Origin of the sequence: Micromonospora chalcea, from assembly GCF_002926165.1 — a bacterium.
Classification (GTDB): domain Bacteria; phylum Actinomycetota; class Actinomycetes; order Mycobacteriales; family Micromonosporaceae; genus Micromonospora; species Micromonospora chalcea.
Map to the genome: position 1 here is coordinate 73163 of NZ_MAGP01000132.1, position 14288 is coordinate 87450.

Below are 14288 nucleotides of genomic sequence, written 5' to 3' on the forward strand. Positions count from 1 at the left end.
GCGGGCCGGTTTTATCGGTGGCCCCGCGGCGACCACCGTGCAGGATCACCCGGTGGTCCCACCCGACACGGTTCTCTCCGACCTCCGCGAGGCGTGGCGCCGCACGCTGACAAACGACCTTCTCGGCCTGTACGTGCACGGGTCGCTCGTGGCAGGCGACTTCGACATGAACCGCAGCGACCTCGACCTGCTCGCGGTGCTCGCGAGTGACCCGGACGAGGAGCTCCTCGGCGTCCTCGCCGAACTGCACGCGGACCTCGACCGGCGGCACCCGCTGTGGGCCGGCCGGATCGAGGTGGAATACGTGTCACTGGACGCGGTACGCCTCGTTCCCGGCCGGGACCACGTGATCGCCCGGATCAGTCCCGGGGAGTCGTTGCACCTGCTGCCCGCCACCACACACCGCGTCGTGACCTGGGCCGCCGTGCACGACTACGGCCGTACGCTGCTGGGACCGCCGGCCGGCGAGCTGCTGCCCGCCGTCGAACCCGGCCTCGTGCGCGCCGCCCTGCGGGACCACGTGCGCGACTGGCCGGACTGGGTGCTCGACATGACCCCACCCGGAGCCCAGTCGTACGCGGTACTCACGCTCTGCCGCGCCTACCAGCGCCTGTGCGACGGGCGGCAACTGTCCAAGCGGCAGGCCGCCGAGCAAACCGCCGACGTCCTGCCGCGATGGGCGGACCTGATCGTCTGGGCGCGCGACTGGTGGTACGACTCCGGCCACGACAGCGATCCCGGCCGGTTCGACGAGGTCCGGGCGTTCGTGCACGAGGTCAGCGCCACCGTCCTGGCCGAGGAACGCAAGGCGGAAGCATCCGGCGGACACCTGTAGTTCGACGCCCTGACGATCAGGCTGCCGCACGTCCCGATGGACCTACTCCTTCAGGCCGATGTTGTCGATCGGCGGAGCGCCGAGCAGCCGCCGGACGGGCCACACCGTGCTCACCAGCGCCAGCAGTGCCGTACCGCCGAGCACCGCCGCCCACCCGAGCGGCGGCACGTACGGGATCGGGCTGCCGGTCAGTCCGTTGACGATCGCGGCCAGCGTCAGCACCGCGATCGTCGCGCCGATCAGCACCGCGGTGCCGAGCAGCCCGGCCTGTTCGGCCCGGACCATCCCGCGGATCTGACGGCGGGTGACCCCGACGAGTTGCAGCAACGCCAGCTCGCGGCGGCGGGCCAGCGCCGCCATCACCATCGTGGTGGCCGCCGCCAGCGCCGCGTACCCGACCATCACGCCGATCAGCAGCCGGTTCAGCCAGGCGCCGAGCGCCAGATCGGTGCTGAGCAGGCGCGTACGGGTGGCGGCGTCGAGAATCTCGGCGCCGGGCCGCGCCGCCGCCCACGTGGCCAACGCGGTGCCGGCGTCCGGGCCGCCGCGGACCAGCACCTCGTCGACGGTGTTCGCCGCGGTGTGCCCGGCGACCGTCTCGGCGGCCACTGTGACGTCGCCGAAGCCGAGGCCACGGTCGTAGATCGCGATCACGTCCAACGTGACCGGGGTGCCGTCGCCCAGCCAGAGTTCCGCCTTGTCGCCGACGTCCCAGCCGGACGAGGACGCCTGCATCGTGGACAGTGCGACGGTACCGGCGCGCAGCTCGGCCAGGGCGCCCTTGCGCACGGTGAGGTCCATCGTCGACGTGAGGCCCTCCGGGTCGACCGCTTGCGCGCCGACCGGCTCGATGCCGCCGAGCGCCCGCACCACGACCTGGGTGCGGCGTACCCCGGTGGCAGCCTGCACCCCGGCCAGCTCGCGGATCTCCCGGGCCGCGTCCGCCGGCAGTCCGCCCGGAGCGGTGAGCACCCGCTCGGCGAGCGTTCCGGCGCTGCTCTGCGTGGCGGTCTGCCGTTCCAGGTTGTCCTGCAGGAACCAGACCGAGCCGCCGAACCCGACGGACAGCACGAGGGCGGTCAGGACGGTGGCCATGCCCTGCGCGTTGGCCCGCAGGTTGGCTGCGGCCAGGTAGCCGCCGGCCCGCCAGATGCGCGGCAGCACCGGGGTGAGCAGGCGTGCCGCGTAGGCGTTGATCATCGGTGCGAGCAGCGCCACCGCGATGACGAACAGGTAGAGCATGCCGACCGCGCCGGCCAGCGCCCCGGCCGACCCGGCTCCGCCGAGCGTGAACGCCCCGGCGCTGCCGGCCGCCATCAGCGTCAGCACGCCGGCGATCATCCGTGCCGGGCCGCTGCACCGGGGCTCGACGGCGATCTCGCCGAGCGCCTCGATCGGCTTGATGGCGGTGACCCGGCGCGCGGCGATCAGCGCGGCGACCACCGCCACCAGGACGGCCGTACCGATGGCGGCCGGCACCGCGAACAGACCGCCCGCCATCGGGAAGCCGGCCGGCACGAACCCGCGCCCGACCAGTTCGCCGTGCACCCAGCGGGCCGCCAGCAGGCCGGCCGGGCCGCCGATCGCGGAGCCGGCCAGGGCGAGCAGCGCGGCCTCGGCGACCAGCATGCGGCGCACCTGCCCCGGCGTGGCGGCGACCGCGCGCAGCAACGCCAGGTCACGTCGACGGTGCCGGACGGACAGCCCGATGGTGCCGGCCACCACGAACACGATCAACAGGACGACGTACCCGCCGAAGGCCGCCCCGGCCCCGACCAGCAGGCTCTGGGCGGCCAGGTTCTCCGACTGCTCGGCCTTCCCGCGGTCCTTTCCGGGGTACGTCGTGGCGCCGGCCGCCGACGCGATCTCGCGCACCGCGCCGAGGTCGGCGCCGGGCGCCATCCGTACGCCGATCGCGTCCACCCGGCCCGGGTGGGCGGACAGGCGCGCGGCCTGCGCGTCGGTGAAGAACACCGCCGCCGTACCGGTCTCGGCGGTTCCGCTCACCCGGTACGACCGGTTGATTCCGCCGACGACCAGCTCGATGGGGTCGCCGGGCGACACCCCGAGCCGGGTGTCGGCCACCACCTCGTCGTCGGTCCGGGGCGCGGCGCCCGCGGCGAGGGGACGACCGGTGAAGACGTACGTGTCCCAGCCGTGTCCCACGGCTGCGGGTGAGCCGATCGGCACCCGGTCGTCGCCGGTGACGGCCACGACGCCCGGCACCCGGCGGATCCGGTCCACCAGCTCGGCGTCCACGGTGCCGCCCTCGGGCAGCGCCACGGTGCTCGTGGTGGTGTCACCGTCGAACTCCCGGAACGTGTGGCTGATCGTGCGGTTGGCGACGACCACGTCGGCACTCGCCCAGAGCCGCGGCTCCGGGCGGAACCGCAGCCCCGATTCGACGAGCGTGCCCATCGCCACCAGGATCAGCACGCCGACGATCAGGGCCAGCAGGGTCGCGGCGGCGGGGCCGGTGCGGTGCCGCGGCAGGCGGGCGGCGAGGCCGGTCATCGGAGGACCCGCCCGTCCAGCGACGCCAGGTGCTCGGCGATCCGGACGGCGCCGAGCTGCGGGAGGTCGGCGACCATCGCGCCGTCGGCCAGTACGAGGACCCGGTCCGCGTACGACGCGGCGATCGGATCGTGGGTCACCATCACCACCGTCTGCCCGTGTTCGTCCACGACCGCGCGCAACAGCGTCAGCACCTCCGTCGCGGTCCGCGAGTCGAGGGCGCCGGTGGGCTCGTCCGAGAAGATGACCTCGGGGCGGGTGGCCAGCGCCCGGGCGATCGCCACCCGCTGCTGCTGGCCGCCGGAGAGCGCCGCCGGCCGGTGGTGCAGCCGGTCGGCGAGGCCGACCCGCTCGACCACGTGGGTCAGCCAGGCCCGGTCCGGACGGACGCCGGCCAGACGCAGGGGCAGCACGATGTTCTCCTCGACGGTGAGCGCGCCGATCAGGTTGAACGCCTGGAAGACGAACCCGATCCGGGTACGCCGCAGCTCGGTCAGGCGCGTCTCGGACAGCCCGGACAGGTCGGTGCCGCCGACGACCACCCGGCCGTTCGTGGGGCGGTCGAGCCCGGCCGCGATCTGCAGCAGCGTGCTCTTGCCGGAGCCCGAGGGTCCCATCACCGCGGTGAAGGTTCCCCGGCCGAAGCCGACGTCGACGCCCGCGAGCGCGGTCACCTGGTTGCGGCCGGCGCCGTACACGCGGGTGAGTTGTTCGACGCGTACCGCCGGTTCGACGGTCTGTCCCATTCTGGTGGCCTCTCTCCGTGTGCTCGGCAGGAACTGCGCGCACCAGAAACGCTATTGAGCTGGGGGAACAGCGACCATCCAGCGGGCTGCCCGGTTCGGGTACAGCAGGCACTACCACCGACCCGTATCTCAGCGGGCCGGTGCCGGAAGGTGGAGGCGGCCGTCGTGGACCTCGGCGATCTGGTCGACGGCGGTGAGGTTCGTGCGGTCGTGGGTGACCAGGACGGTGGCGGTGCTCTGCTGGTGGGTGAGGCGGGTGATCAGGTCGATGACGGCGGCGCCGCGTTCGTGGTCGAGCGCGCTGGTGGGTTCGTCGACGAGCAGGACTGTGGGGTCGTTCATCAGGGCGCGGGCGATGTTGACGCGCTGGCGCTGCCCGCCGGAGAGCTGGTGCGGCCGGCGGTCGGCCTGACCGGCGAGGCCGACCGCGTCGAGGAGTTCCACGGCGCGGGTACGGGCTCCGGCCGGTGGACGGCCGTCGATCTGGGCCATCACCTGGAGTTGCTCGGCGGCGGTGAGGGAGGGCAGCAGGTTGGGCTGCTGGAAGACGATGCCGATCTTGTGGCGGCGCAGGTCGGCGAGTTCGCCCCGCGTCATTCCGGTGGTGGGGGTGCCGTCGATGGTGACGGTGCCGGAGTCGGGGGTGATGAGGGTCGCGGCGACCGCGAGGAGGCTGGACTTGCCGGAGCCGGAGGGGCCGATCACGGCGGTCAGGCTGCCCTTGGGTACGTCAAGGGTGACGCGGTCGAGGGCGGTCAGGCGGCCCTCGCCGTCGGGGTAGGTGAGGGTGACGTCGGTCAGGTTCAGGCTCATCGGGCGCTCCCCAGGGCGGTCAGCGGGTCGACGGAGGTGATGCGGCGGATGGCCAGAGCGGCGCCGAGGACGCCGAGGACGACGATCACGGCCGCGGGAAGGAGGACGGTCACCGGGGTGAGGAGGAACGGCACCGCGGACCCGGCGACGAGGGCGCCGAGCGCGGCGGCGATGCCGGTGCCGAGCAGGGTGCCGCCGGTGAGCAGGACGACGGCCTGTCCGAGGGCGTCCTTGAGGAGGTTGGCGGTGGGGGCGCCGAGTGCCTTGAGTACTGCGACGTCGCCGCTGCGCTGGATGGTCCAGACGGTGAAGAAGGCACCGATGACGAGGGCGGAGATGGCGAACAGGAAGCCGCGCATCAGCTGCAGGGAGCCGTTCTCGGAGGTGTAGGAGCCGATCGCGGACAGCGAGTCGGCCACGGAGACCGTCCTGGTGCCCGCCTGCCGGTCGGTGGCTCCCAGGTCGGCGTCCGCGGTGGTGGTGAGGGCGACGACGGTGGCCGTCTGGCTGCCGTCACCGGTGCCGGTGGGAGGCGCGCTCTTCTGCCACACGTCCAGGCTGATCCACACCACGGGGGTGTGGCTGAAGGAGGCGTCGCCGCGTACGGCCGCCACCGTCAGTTGCTGCCCGGCCAGGGTGACGGAGTCGCCGGCCCGCACACCGAGGTCGTCGGCGGCCTTGGTGGACAGCACCGCCGAGCGGTCGTCGATCCGGCCGCTGTCGGGGGCCAGGCGGGAGCCGGGCCGGACGCCGAAGGCGGAGACCCCGACGCTCCGGTTTCCGGCGGTGGCCCTGGTCGTGGTGATGCCCAGCGGTTCGGCGCCGGTCACGCCGGGGGCCTCGGCCCACTGCTGCCACTGCCGCTCGGTGACAGTGGAGTTGGAGTAGGACACGTCCTGGCCGTCGCCGGGTGCCTGGAAGGCGATCCTGTCGGCGGGCAGGCCGGTGATGGCGGAAATGTTCTGCCGGCCCAGTCCGGCCGTCAGCCCGGACAGCAGCCCGACCAGCAGGGTGATCAGCACGATGACGGTCCCCATCAGGGCGAAGCGCCCCTTGGCGAACTTCAGGTCTCTCCAGGCGACGAACACGGCAGTGGCCTGTCCTTTCGGGCGGTGTAACGGTATGCATCCACGATCGCGGCCGGCGCCGGCGTGCGCGTCCGGCGTGGGACAGCACTTCGCGGGCCGAAAGGCGACGCCCGGGTTCTAACTTTCGATAGAGGCCCCCGGGGCGCCGGCGTCGGTAACGTGGGACGCACTGTGAGCACCGCTGCCCCTGCCCTGACCTCGACCACCCGAGCCCTGGCCTGGTGCCTGCACCTGCTGATCATCGGCCTGCTCGTCCTGGCCGCCGGCCGGGCGGTGGCCGACGACCGGCCGCACGCCGGATCGATCGTGGCGGTGGCGGTGGCGTGCGGCCTGGCGTACGCCGTCGGGCCGCTCCTCCCCCGCATCCGGCGCTCGCGGCGGGCCGCCGCGTGGTGGCTGGCCGCCGTCGGCGCCGTGTGGTTGGTGTTGCTGGGCCTGTCCCCCGACGCGATCTGGGTGGCGTTCCCGCTGTACTTCCTCCAGCTCCACCTGTTGCCGCGCCGCGCCGGCCTGGCCGCCGTGATCGTCACCGCCGTGGCGGCCGTCGCCGGGTTCGGCGCCCACACCGGCTCCTTCACCGCGGCCACGGTGATCGGTCCCGCGCTCGGCGCCGCCGTCGCCGTCGGGGTGGTGTGGGGGTACCAGGCCCTGTACCGGGAGAGCGAACAGCGCCGGCAGCTGATCGAGGAACTCACCGCCACCCGGGCCGACCTGGCCCGGGCCGAGCACACCGCCGGCGTACTCGCCGAGCGCGAGCGTCTGGCCCGCGAGATCCACGACACCCTCGCCCAGGGCCTGTCCAGCATCCAGCTGCTGCTGCGCGCCGCCGAGCGCGGCCTGCCCGGCCGGCCCGACGCCGCCTCCGGTCACGTCGACGCGGCCCGTCAGGTCGCCGTGGACAACCTCGCCGAGGCCCGCCGCTTCGTCGCCGCGCTCACCCCGCCCACCCTGGAAGGCACCACCCTGGCCGGGGCCCTGGAACGCCTGTGCAGCACCACCAGCGCCCGCCACCGCCTCACCGCCCGCTTCCACCTCACCGGCGACCCCGTGTCGCTGCCGACCGCCCACGAGGTGGCGCTCCTGCGTATCGCCCAGTCCACAGTCGCGAACACGGTCCGCCACGCCCGGGCCACCACGGCCGAGGTCACCCTCAGCTATCTCGGCGACCGCATCGCCCTGCACGTCGTCGACGACGGGCGCGGCTTCGACCCGGAACAGCTGCCCGCTCCCGACGTCGACGGCAGCGGCTTCGGCCTGGCGGCCATGCGCGCCCGCATGGCCGCCCTCGGCGGCACCCTGGCCGTCGCGTCCGCGCCCGGCCGGGGCACCGCCCTGACCGCCGAGCTTCCCCTCGCCCCGACCACCAGGACCGAGCCCGAGGGCCGACCGTGACCGACGACGTTCCCATCCGCCTCCTCCTGGCCGACGACCACCCGGTCGTACGGGCCGGACTGCGCGCCGTGCTGGAAACCGAACCCGACCTGGTCGTCGTGGCCGAAGCCGCCACCGCCGAGGAGGCCGTCAGCCGCGCCGCCGCGGGCGACATCGACGTCGTGCTGATGGACCTGCAGTTCGGCAAGGGCATGGGCGGCGCCGAGGCGACCGCCCGGATCACCGCCGGCCCGGAAGCGCCGCGCGTGCTGATCGTCACCACGTACGACTCCGACGCCGACACCCTGCCCGCCATCGAGGCGGGCGCCACCGGCTACCTCCTCAAGGACGCCCCACCCGAGGACCTGGCCGCCGCCGTCCGCACCGCCGCCGCCGGACGCACCACGCTGGCGCCCACCGTCGCGAACCGGCTGATGAACCGCCTGCGTACGCCGGGCACCGCCCTGACCCGACGCGAGACCGAGGTCCTCGCCCTGGTCGCCGACGGTCTGTCGAACCACAGCATCGGCACCCGCCTGCACCTGACCGAGGGCACCGTCAAGTCCCACCTGGCCCGCATCTACGCCAAGCTCGGCGTCGAGTCGCGTACCGCCGCCGTCGCCACCGCCACCGAACTCGGCCTCATCCGCCGCTGACCCCGGGCAGGTGCGGGTCGTCGGCCGCGCCGGCTGCCGGCGTCAGCGATTGAGCAGGTCACAGCCGGGGTAGTGGGCCTCCTCGCGGAAGATCAATCGGCGGCCGGGTCCCGGCCTGTCCGGCGAGAGGGGTACGACCGGTGCGGAGCTGGGTACGCGACGCCGTCGCGCGGTTACGCGGCGACGGGATGACAGTGGTCGAGCTGACCGCCGCCGCTGTGGTCGCGTGGATCGTGGCGGCGGTGGTGATCCGTCACCCGGATCCGTTCTTCGCGCCGACCGCCGCGCTCGTCGTGCTCGGCGAGTCCCGCGGGCGACGGCTGCGGCAGACCGTCGAGATCCTGCTCGCCGTGGCAGCCGCCGTGCTCGTCGCCGAGCTGCTGGTGTACGCGCTGGGCCCGGGCACCGAGACGGTCCTGCTGGTGCTGCTGCTGACCACCACGACGCTCGTGGTGATCGGGGCCCGCCGTGCCCTGGTCGTGCAGGCCACCGTCTCGGCGATGTACCTGGTGGTGGTCTCCGCGCCGAACGGGACGCTGATGCCGTTCCGCTTCGTCGACGCGCTCATCGGCGGCGCCGTGGCGCTTGCCGCCAGCCAGCTGATGGCCGCCCGTGACCCGCTGGCACCACTGGTGGCCCAGGCCCGGCGCAGCTACACCGACCTGGCCGACCTGCTCGACCAGGTCAACGCGGCACTGAAGGGCTGCGACGAGGACGCCGCCCGCGCCGCGCTGGACCGGTCGCGGCAGGTGGACGACTGCGTCGCCGAGATGCAGGCCGCCGTGCTCGCCACCGGCGAGACGCTGCGGCTGGGACTGCGCCGCCGGCACCTGGGCAAGCTCGCCGAGGTGGAGGCCACGCTGCGGCAGCTCGACTACGCCGCCCGCAACATCCGCGTGCTGGCCCGGGCCGGCGTGACCCTGACCCGCCGGCACACCGCCACGCCGCCGGAGCTGGCCGCCGCGATCGGCGCGCTGACCTCCGCCGTACGGTCGGCCGGTGAGGCCATGGCCCACGACCTCACCGGCGCCGACGCCGACCGGCACGCGCAGCGGGCCGACGCGGCGGCGCTGGAGGCGGAGCGGATCGCCGCGGGCCTGCTGCGGACCGATCCGCCGCTGCCGGTCACCATGATCGTCGGGCAGATCCGGGCGACCGCCATCGACCTGCTGCGCGGTGTCGGCCACGACGACGTGACGGTGCTGGACCGGGTGGACGAGGCGCTCGGCCTGAGCCGGGGGCGACACGTTCGCCGCTGGTCCGCTCAGTGCTGATGGATCGGGGTGTCGAGGTCCGTCAGCCGCCGGCCGGACCCTCCGGCGGCCAGCGTGGCGAACTCGGCGGCGATCGCCACGGCGGTCTCCTCCGGCGTCCGCGCCCCCAGGTCGAGTCCGATCGGTGAGGAGAGCCGGGCGAGGGCGGCCTCGTCCACGCCCGCCTCGCGCAGGCGGCGCAGCCGGTCGGTATGGGTGCGGCGGCTGCCCATCGCGCCGATGTAGCGGGCCCGGGTGCGCAGGGCGACCTCCAGCAGCGGGACGTCGAACTTCGGGTCGTGGGTGAGGACGCAGAGCACGGTGCGCTCGTCGACGGCCGTCGACTCCAGGTATTTGTGCGGCCACTGCACGACGAGGTCGTCGGCGTCGGGGAAGCGCTTGCGGGTGGCGAACACCGGCCGGGCGTCGCACACCGTGACGTGGTAGCCGAGGAAGCGGCCGATCCGGGCCACCGCGACGGCGAAGTCGATCGCGCCGAACACGATCATCCGTGGTGGCGGCAGGTACGACTGCACGAACACGGACACCTCGTCGTGCCGCTGCTGCCCGCGCGTACCGAGTCGCACGGTTCCGGTGGTGCCGAGGGCCAGCATCCCCTCGGCCTGCTGCGTCACCGCGCGGTCCAGGTCGGCGTCGCCGAGGGTGCCGGCCACCCGGTCGGGCCAGACCACCATCTGGGCCATTCCGGCGGACGCCGTCGCCACCGGCGTACCCGCGCGGATCGCGGCGAGCACCGCGTCGGGCTCGGTCAGCACGACGTCCGGCTGCACCAGGACCTCGATGGTGCCGCCGCAGGTCAGGCCCACCTCGAAGGCGTCGTCGTCGCCGACGCCGTACGTCTCGGTGCGCACCTGTCCGGTCCGTATCGCCTCCCGGCACAGCTCGTACACCGCGCCCTCGACGCACCCTCCGGAGATGCTGCCGACGACCTCACCGTCGGCGCAGACCGCCATGGCCGCGCCCGGCGGTCTGGGCGCCGACTTCCAGGTCCGCACCACCGTCGCGACGGCGAACCGGACGCCAACGGCACGCCACGCGCTCAACCCGTCGACGATGTCTCGCATTGCCGCACGATCCGTGAGCAGCCGCGGCACCGTCAACGCCGACCTAAGGACTTGCTTAGGTCGGCGTTGACTTCCGCGGGCACCGGCACCACATTGACGACTTCCGGAGGTGCGATATGCAGGTGCCGGCCCCGTTCGAGTACGAACGAGCAACCAGTGTGGACCACGCCATCAGCCTGATGGAACGGCTGGGCAGCACGTCACGGCTGATCGCCGGCGGGCACAGCCTGCTGCCGATGATGAAGCTGCGGCTGGCCAGTTTCGACTATCTCATCGACATCAACGATCTCCATGACGAGCTCGGCTACATCGAGGCGGGCCCGGACGAGCTACGCATCGGTGCGCTGACCCGGCATCGGGAGCTGCTGGAGTCCGCCACCCTGACGGCGGCCTTCCCGATCTTCGCCGACGCCGAACGGGTGATCGCCGATCCGATCGTGCGCAACCGGGGCACACTGGGCGGCTCCCTGTGCCAGGCGGACCCGTCGGAGGACCTGTCCGCGGTCTGCACCGCCCTGGGCGCGAGCTGCGTGATCCGCGGGCCGGGCGGCGCCGAACGGGTGGTGTCCATGGAGGAGTTCCACGTCGGGCCGTACGAGACGGCCGTCGGAGACGGGGAGATCCTGGTCGAGGTCCGGCTGCCGGTGCGGCCCGGCTGCGGCAGCGCCTACGAGAAGGTGGAACGCCGGGCCGGCGACTGGGCGGTGGTCTCGGCCGGCGCCGCGGTCTGGCTCGACGGCGACGTGATCTCCGACGCCCGGGTCGGGCTGGCCGCCGTAGGCCCGAACACCACAGGTATCCCGGAGGTCTCGGCGGCGCTGCGTGGGCAGACACCCAGCGAGAGCCTCTTCGAGCAGGCCGGCGCGATCGCCGCGCGCAGCTGCGATCCGGCCACCGATCAGCGGGGCAGCGCGGACTACAAGCGGCACCTGGCCGACGAGCTGACCAGACGGACCCTGCGCCGGGCCGTGGAACGGGCGAGGAGCTGAGCATGCAGGTCACCATGACCGTCAACGACGTCGAGGTCACCCGGGAGATCGAGGGCCGGCTGCTGCTTGTGCACTTCCTGCGCGACGTGCTGGGCCTGACCGGCACGCACTCGGGCTGCGACACCAGCAACTGCGGCACCTGCGTCGTCTGGCTCGACGGCGAACCGGTGAAGTCGTGCACCGTGCTGGCCGCGATGGCCGGCGGCCACCAGGTGCGTACCGTCGAGGGCCTGGCCAAGGGCGCGGAGCTCGACCCGGTCCAGCAGGGCTTCATGCAGTGCCACGGCCTGCAGTGCGGCTTCTGCACGCCCGGCATGATGATGACCGCTCGGGCGCTGCTCAACCGCAACCCGGACCCGACCGAGGCGGAGATCCGCGAAGCGATCTCCGGCCAGATCTGCCGCTGCACCGGCTACGCCACCATCGTGCGCTCGGTGCGCTGGGCCGCCGTGCACGAGGCGAACGCGGCCGCCGCGGTCACCGAGACCACCGAATCACCCGAAGCCGGCGAGATCGACAACGCCGGCCGGCCCGCCGGGAGCGTCGTATGACGACTGTGCACGAGCGCGTGGACACCTTCCACGACAACGACCAGAAGCCGGTGGGCTACGGCCGGATGCTGCGGAAGGAGGATCCGCGCTTCGTGCGCGGCCGGGGCCGGTTCGTCGACGACGTCCGGCTGCCCGGGCTGCTGCACCTGGCCATCCTCCGCTCGCCGGTGGCCCACGCGCGGATCCTGAGCATCGACACGAGCGCCGCCGAGGCATCCCCCGGCGTCAAGGCGGTAGTGACCGGGGCGATGCTGGCCGAGCAGGGTCTGGCCTGGATGCCGACGCTCTCCAACGACGTACAGGCCGTGCTCGCCACCGACAAGGTGCGCTTCCAGGGTCAGGAGGTGGCGTTCGTCGTCGCCGAGGACCCGTACGCGGCGCGGGACGCGCTGGAGCTGATCGACGTCGAGTACGACGTCCTCGACCCGGTCGTCGACGCCCGCCGCGCGCTGGAGCCGGACGCCCCGGTGATCCGCGACGACCTGGAGGGCAAGACCGACAACCACTGCTTCGACTGGGAGACCGGCGACGAGGCGGCCACCGCGGCGGTGTTCGCCCGGGCGGACGTCGTGGTCAGCCAGGACCTGGTCTATCCGCGGGTGCACCCGGCGCCGATGGAGACGTGCGGCGCGGTCGCCGACTTCGACGCCGTCGAGGGCAAGCTGCGTCTCTGGTCCACCACGCAGGCGCCGCACGCGCACCGCACCCTCTACGCCCTGGTGGCGGGCATCCCCGAGCACAAGATCCAGGTGATCTCGCCGGACATCGGCGGTGGCTTCGGCAACAAGGTGCCGATCTATCCGGGGTACGTCTGCGCGATCGTCGCCTCGATCGTCACCGGGAAGCCGGTGAAGTGGATGGAGGACCGCTTCGAGAACCTGATCAGCACCGGCTTCGCCCGCGACTACATCATGCGTGGTGAGATCGCGGCGACCCGTGACGGCCGGATCCTGGCCATCCGCACCAACGTCCTCGCCGACCACGGCGCCTTCAACGGCACCGCCGCGCCGGTGAAGTACCCGGCCGGTTTCTTCGGCGTCTTCACCGGCAGCTACGACATCGAGGCCGCGTACTGCAAGATGACGGCGGTCTTCACGAACAAGGCGCCCGGCGGCGTGGCGTACGCCTGTTCGTTCCGCATCACCGAGGCCGTCTACCTCGTCGAGCGGATCGTCGACTGCCTCGCCGACGAGCTGGGCATGGACCCGGCCGAGCTGCGGCTGAAGAACTTCATCCGGCCGGAGCAGTTCCCGTACACCACGAAGACCGGCTGGGTGTACGACTCCGGCGACTACGAGCCGACGATGCGGCTGGCGATGGAGATGGCCGGCTACGCCGACCTGCGGCGCGAGCAGCAGGAGAAGCGGGCCCGGGGCGAGCTGATGGGCATCGGCATCGCGTTCTTCACCGAGGCCGTCGGCGCCGGGCCGCGCAAGAACATGGACATCCTCGGCCTGGGCATGGCCGACGGTTGCGAGTTGCGCGTGCACCCGACCGGCAAGGCGGTGGTCCGGCTCAGCGTGCAGTCCCAGGGTCAGGGGCACGAGACGACGTTCGCGCAGATCGTCGCGGAGGAGATCGGCATTCCGCCGGACGACATCGACGTGCTGCACGGCGACACCGACAACACGCCGTTCGGCCTCGGCACGTACGGCAGCCGGTCCACCCCGGTCTCCGGCGCCGCGGCGGCCCTGGTGGCCCGCAAGGTCCGCGACAAGGCCCGGATCATCGCCTCCGGCATGCTGGAGGTCTCGGTCGCCGACCTGGAGTGGGACAAGGGTTCCTTCCGGGTCAAGGGCGATCCGGGTAAGAGCGTGACGATCCAGGACATCGCGATGCGGGCCCACGGCGCCGGTGACCTGCCCGAGGGCGTCGAGGGCGGGTTGGAGGCGCAGATCTGCTACAACCCGTCGAACCTGACGTATCCGCACGGGGCGTACATCTGCGTGGTGGACATCGACCCCGGCACCGCGCAGGTCAAGGTGCGGCGCTTCATCGCCGTCGACGACTGCGGCACCCGGATCAATCCCATGATCATCGAGGGGCAGGTGCACGGCGGGCTGGCCGACGGGGTCGGCATGGCCCTGATGGAGATGATCGCGTTCGACGAGGACGGCAACTGCCTCGGCGCGTCGCTGATGGACTACCTGCTGCCCACCGCGCTGGAGGTGCCCGACTGGGAGACCGGCTTCACCGTCACCCCGTCGCCGCACCACCCGATCGGTGCGAAGGGCGTCGGCGAGTCCGCCACCGTCGGCTCCCCGCCCGCGATCGTCAACGCGGTCGTCGACGCGCTCGAACCCTTCGGCGTACGGCATGCCGACATGCCGTTGACGCCGTCGCGCGTCTGGGACGCGATGCGCGGCAACGCCCGCCCGCCGATCTAG

General features: G+C 72.9%; 12 protein-coding genes. 7 read left to right on the forward strand and 5 right to left on the reverse strand.

Going from position 1 to position 14288, the window contains the following annotated elements:
• Positions 1–52: 52 nt before the first annotated feature.
• Positions 53–835, forward strand: coding sequence for an aminoglycoside adenylyltransferase domain-containing protein (locus tag BAW75_RS21785; protein ID WP_104114774.1), 783 nt, complete (start codon positions 53–55; stop codon positions 833–835).
• A gap of 42 nt (positions 836–877) precedes the next feature.
• Here the strand turns inward: BAW75_RS21785 and BAW75_RS21790 are convergent, their stop codons facing one another.
• The 4 genes from BAW75_RS21790 to BAW75_RS21805 form a co-directional block, all read right to left on the reverse strand.
• Positions 878–3349 carry an ABC transporter permease gene (locus BAW75_RS21790; RefSeq protein WP_104114728.1) on the reverse strand — a complete coding sequence of 824 codons (2472 nt, stop codon included), beginning with the start codon at positions 3347–3349 and terminating at the stop codon, positions 878–880.
• A complete protein-coding gene (locus BAW75_RS21795; RefSeq protein WP_104114729.1) occupies positions 3346–4095 on the reverse strand; it encodes an ABC transporter ATP-binding protein in 750 nt (249 codons plus the stop codon). The genes BAW75_RS21790 and BAW75_RS21795 overlap by 4 nt, the downstream gene beginning before the upstream one ends.
• 129 nt (positions 4096–4224) lie before the next feature.
• Complete coding sequence (locus BAW75_RS21800) at positions 4225–4908, reverse strand: ABC transporter ATP-binding protein (RefSeq protein ID WP_104114730.1); 684 nt, start codon at positions 4906–4908, stop codon at positions 4225–4227.
• A complete protein-coding gene (locus BAW75_RS21805; protein WP_104114731.1) occupies positions 4905–5996 on the reverse strand; it encodes an ABC transporter permease in 1092 nt (363 codons plus the stop codon). Before BAW75_RS21805 ends, BAW75_RS21800 begins: the two co-directional genes overlap by 4 nt.
• 171 nt (positions 5997–6167) lie before the next feature.
• Here BAW75_RS21805 and BAW75_RS21810 point away from each other — a divergent pair, with 171 nt between their 5' ends.
• The 3 genes from BAW75_RS21810 to BAW75_RS21820 all read left to right on the forward strand — a co-directional run bounded on the left by BAW75_RS21810 (position 6168) and on the right by BAW75_RS21820 (position 9297).
• Positions 6168–7388, forward strand: a complete 1221-nt coding sequence (locus BAW75_RS21810) for a sensor histidine kinase (RefSeq protein ID WP_104114732.1) — start codon at positions 6168–6170, stop codon at positions 7386–7388.
• Positions 7385–8023, forward strand: coding sequence for a response regulator (locus BAW75_RS21815; RefSeq protein WP_104114733.1), 639 nt, complete (start codon positions 7385–7387; stop codon positions 8021–8023). Before BAW75_RS21810 ends, BAW75_RS21815 begins: the two co-directional genes overlap by 4 nt.
• A 140-nt stretch (positions 8024–8163) precedes the next feature.
• Positions 8164–9297: an FUSC family protein gene (locus tag BAW75_RS21820; protein ID WP_104114734.1), complete on the forward strand. Its 1134-nt coding sequence runs from the start codon at positions 8164–8166 to the stop codon at positions 9295–9297.
• On the opposite strand, the gene BAW75_RS21825 is transcribed toward BAW75_RS21820, so the two are convergent.
• Positions 9288–10361: an XdhC family protein gene (locus BAW75_RS21825; protein ID WP_104114735.1), complete on the reverse strand. Its 1074-nt coding sequence runs from the start codon at positions 10359–10361 to the stop codon at positions 9288–9290. The two genes, BAW75_RS21820 and BAW75_RS21825, sit on opposite strands and share 10 nt — an antisense overlap.
• A gap of 116 nt (positions 10362–10477) precedes the next feature.
• Between BAW75_RS21825 and BAW75_RS21830 the strand changes: the two genes are divergently transcribed.
• The 3 genes from BAW75_RS21830 to BAW75_RS21840 are packed head-to-tail and all read left to right on the forward strand — an operon-like array spanning position 10478 to position 14288.
• A complete protein-coding gene (locus BAW75_RS21830; protein ID WP_069087908.1) occupies positions 10478–11350 on the forward strand; it encodes an FAD binding domain-containing protein in 873 nt (290 codons plus the stop codon).
• Positions 11351–11352: 2 nt separating this feature from the next.
• Positions 11353–11901 carry a (2Fe-2S)-binding protein gene (locus BAW75_RS21835; RefSeq protein ID WP_043325358.1) on the forward strand — a complete coding sequence of 183 codons (549 nt, stop codon included), beginning with the start codon at positions 11353–11355 and terminating at the stop codon, positions 11899–11901.
• Entirely contained in the window at positions 11898–14288 is a 2391-nt protein-coding gene (locus tag BAW75_RS21840) for an aerobic carbon-monoxide dehydrogenase large subunit (RefSeq protein WP_104114736.1), read from the forward strand. Before BAW75_RS21835 ends, BAW75_RS21840 begins: the two co-directional genes overlap by 4 nt.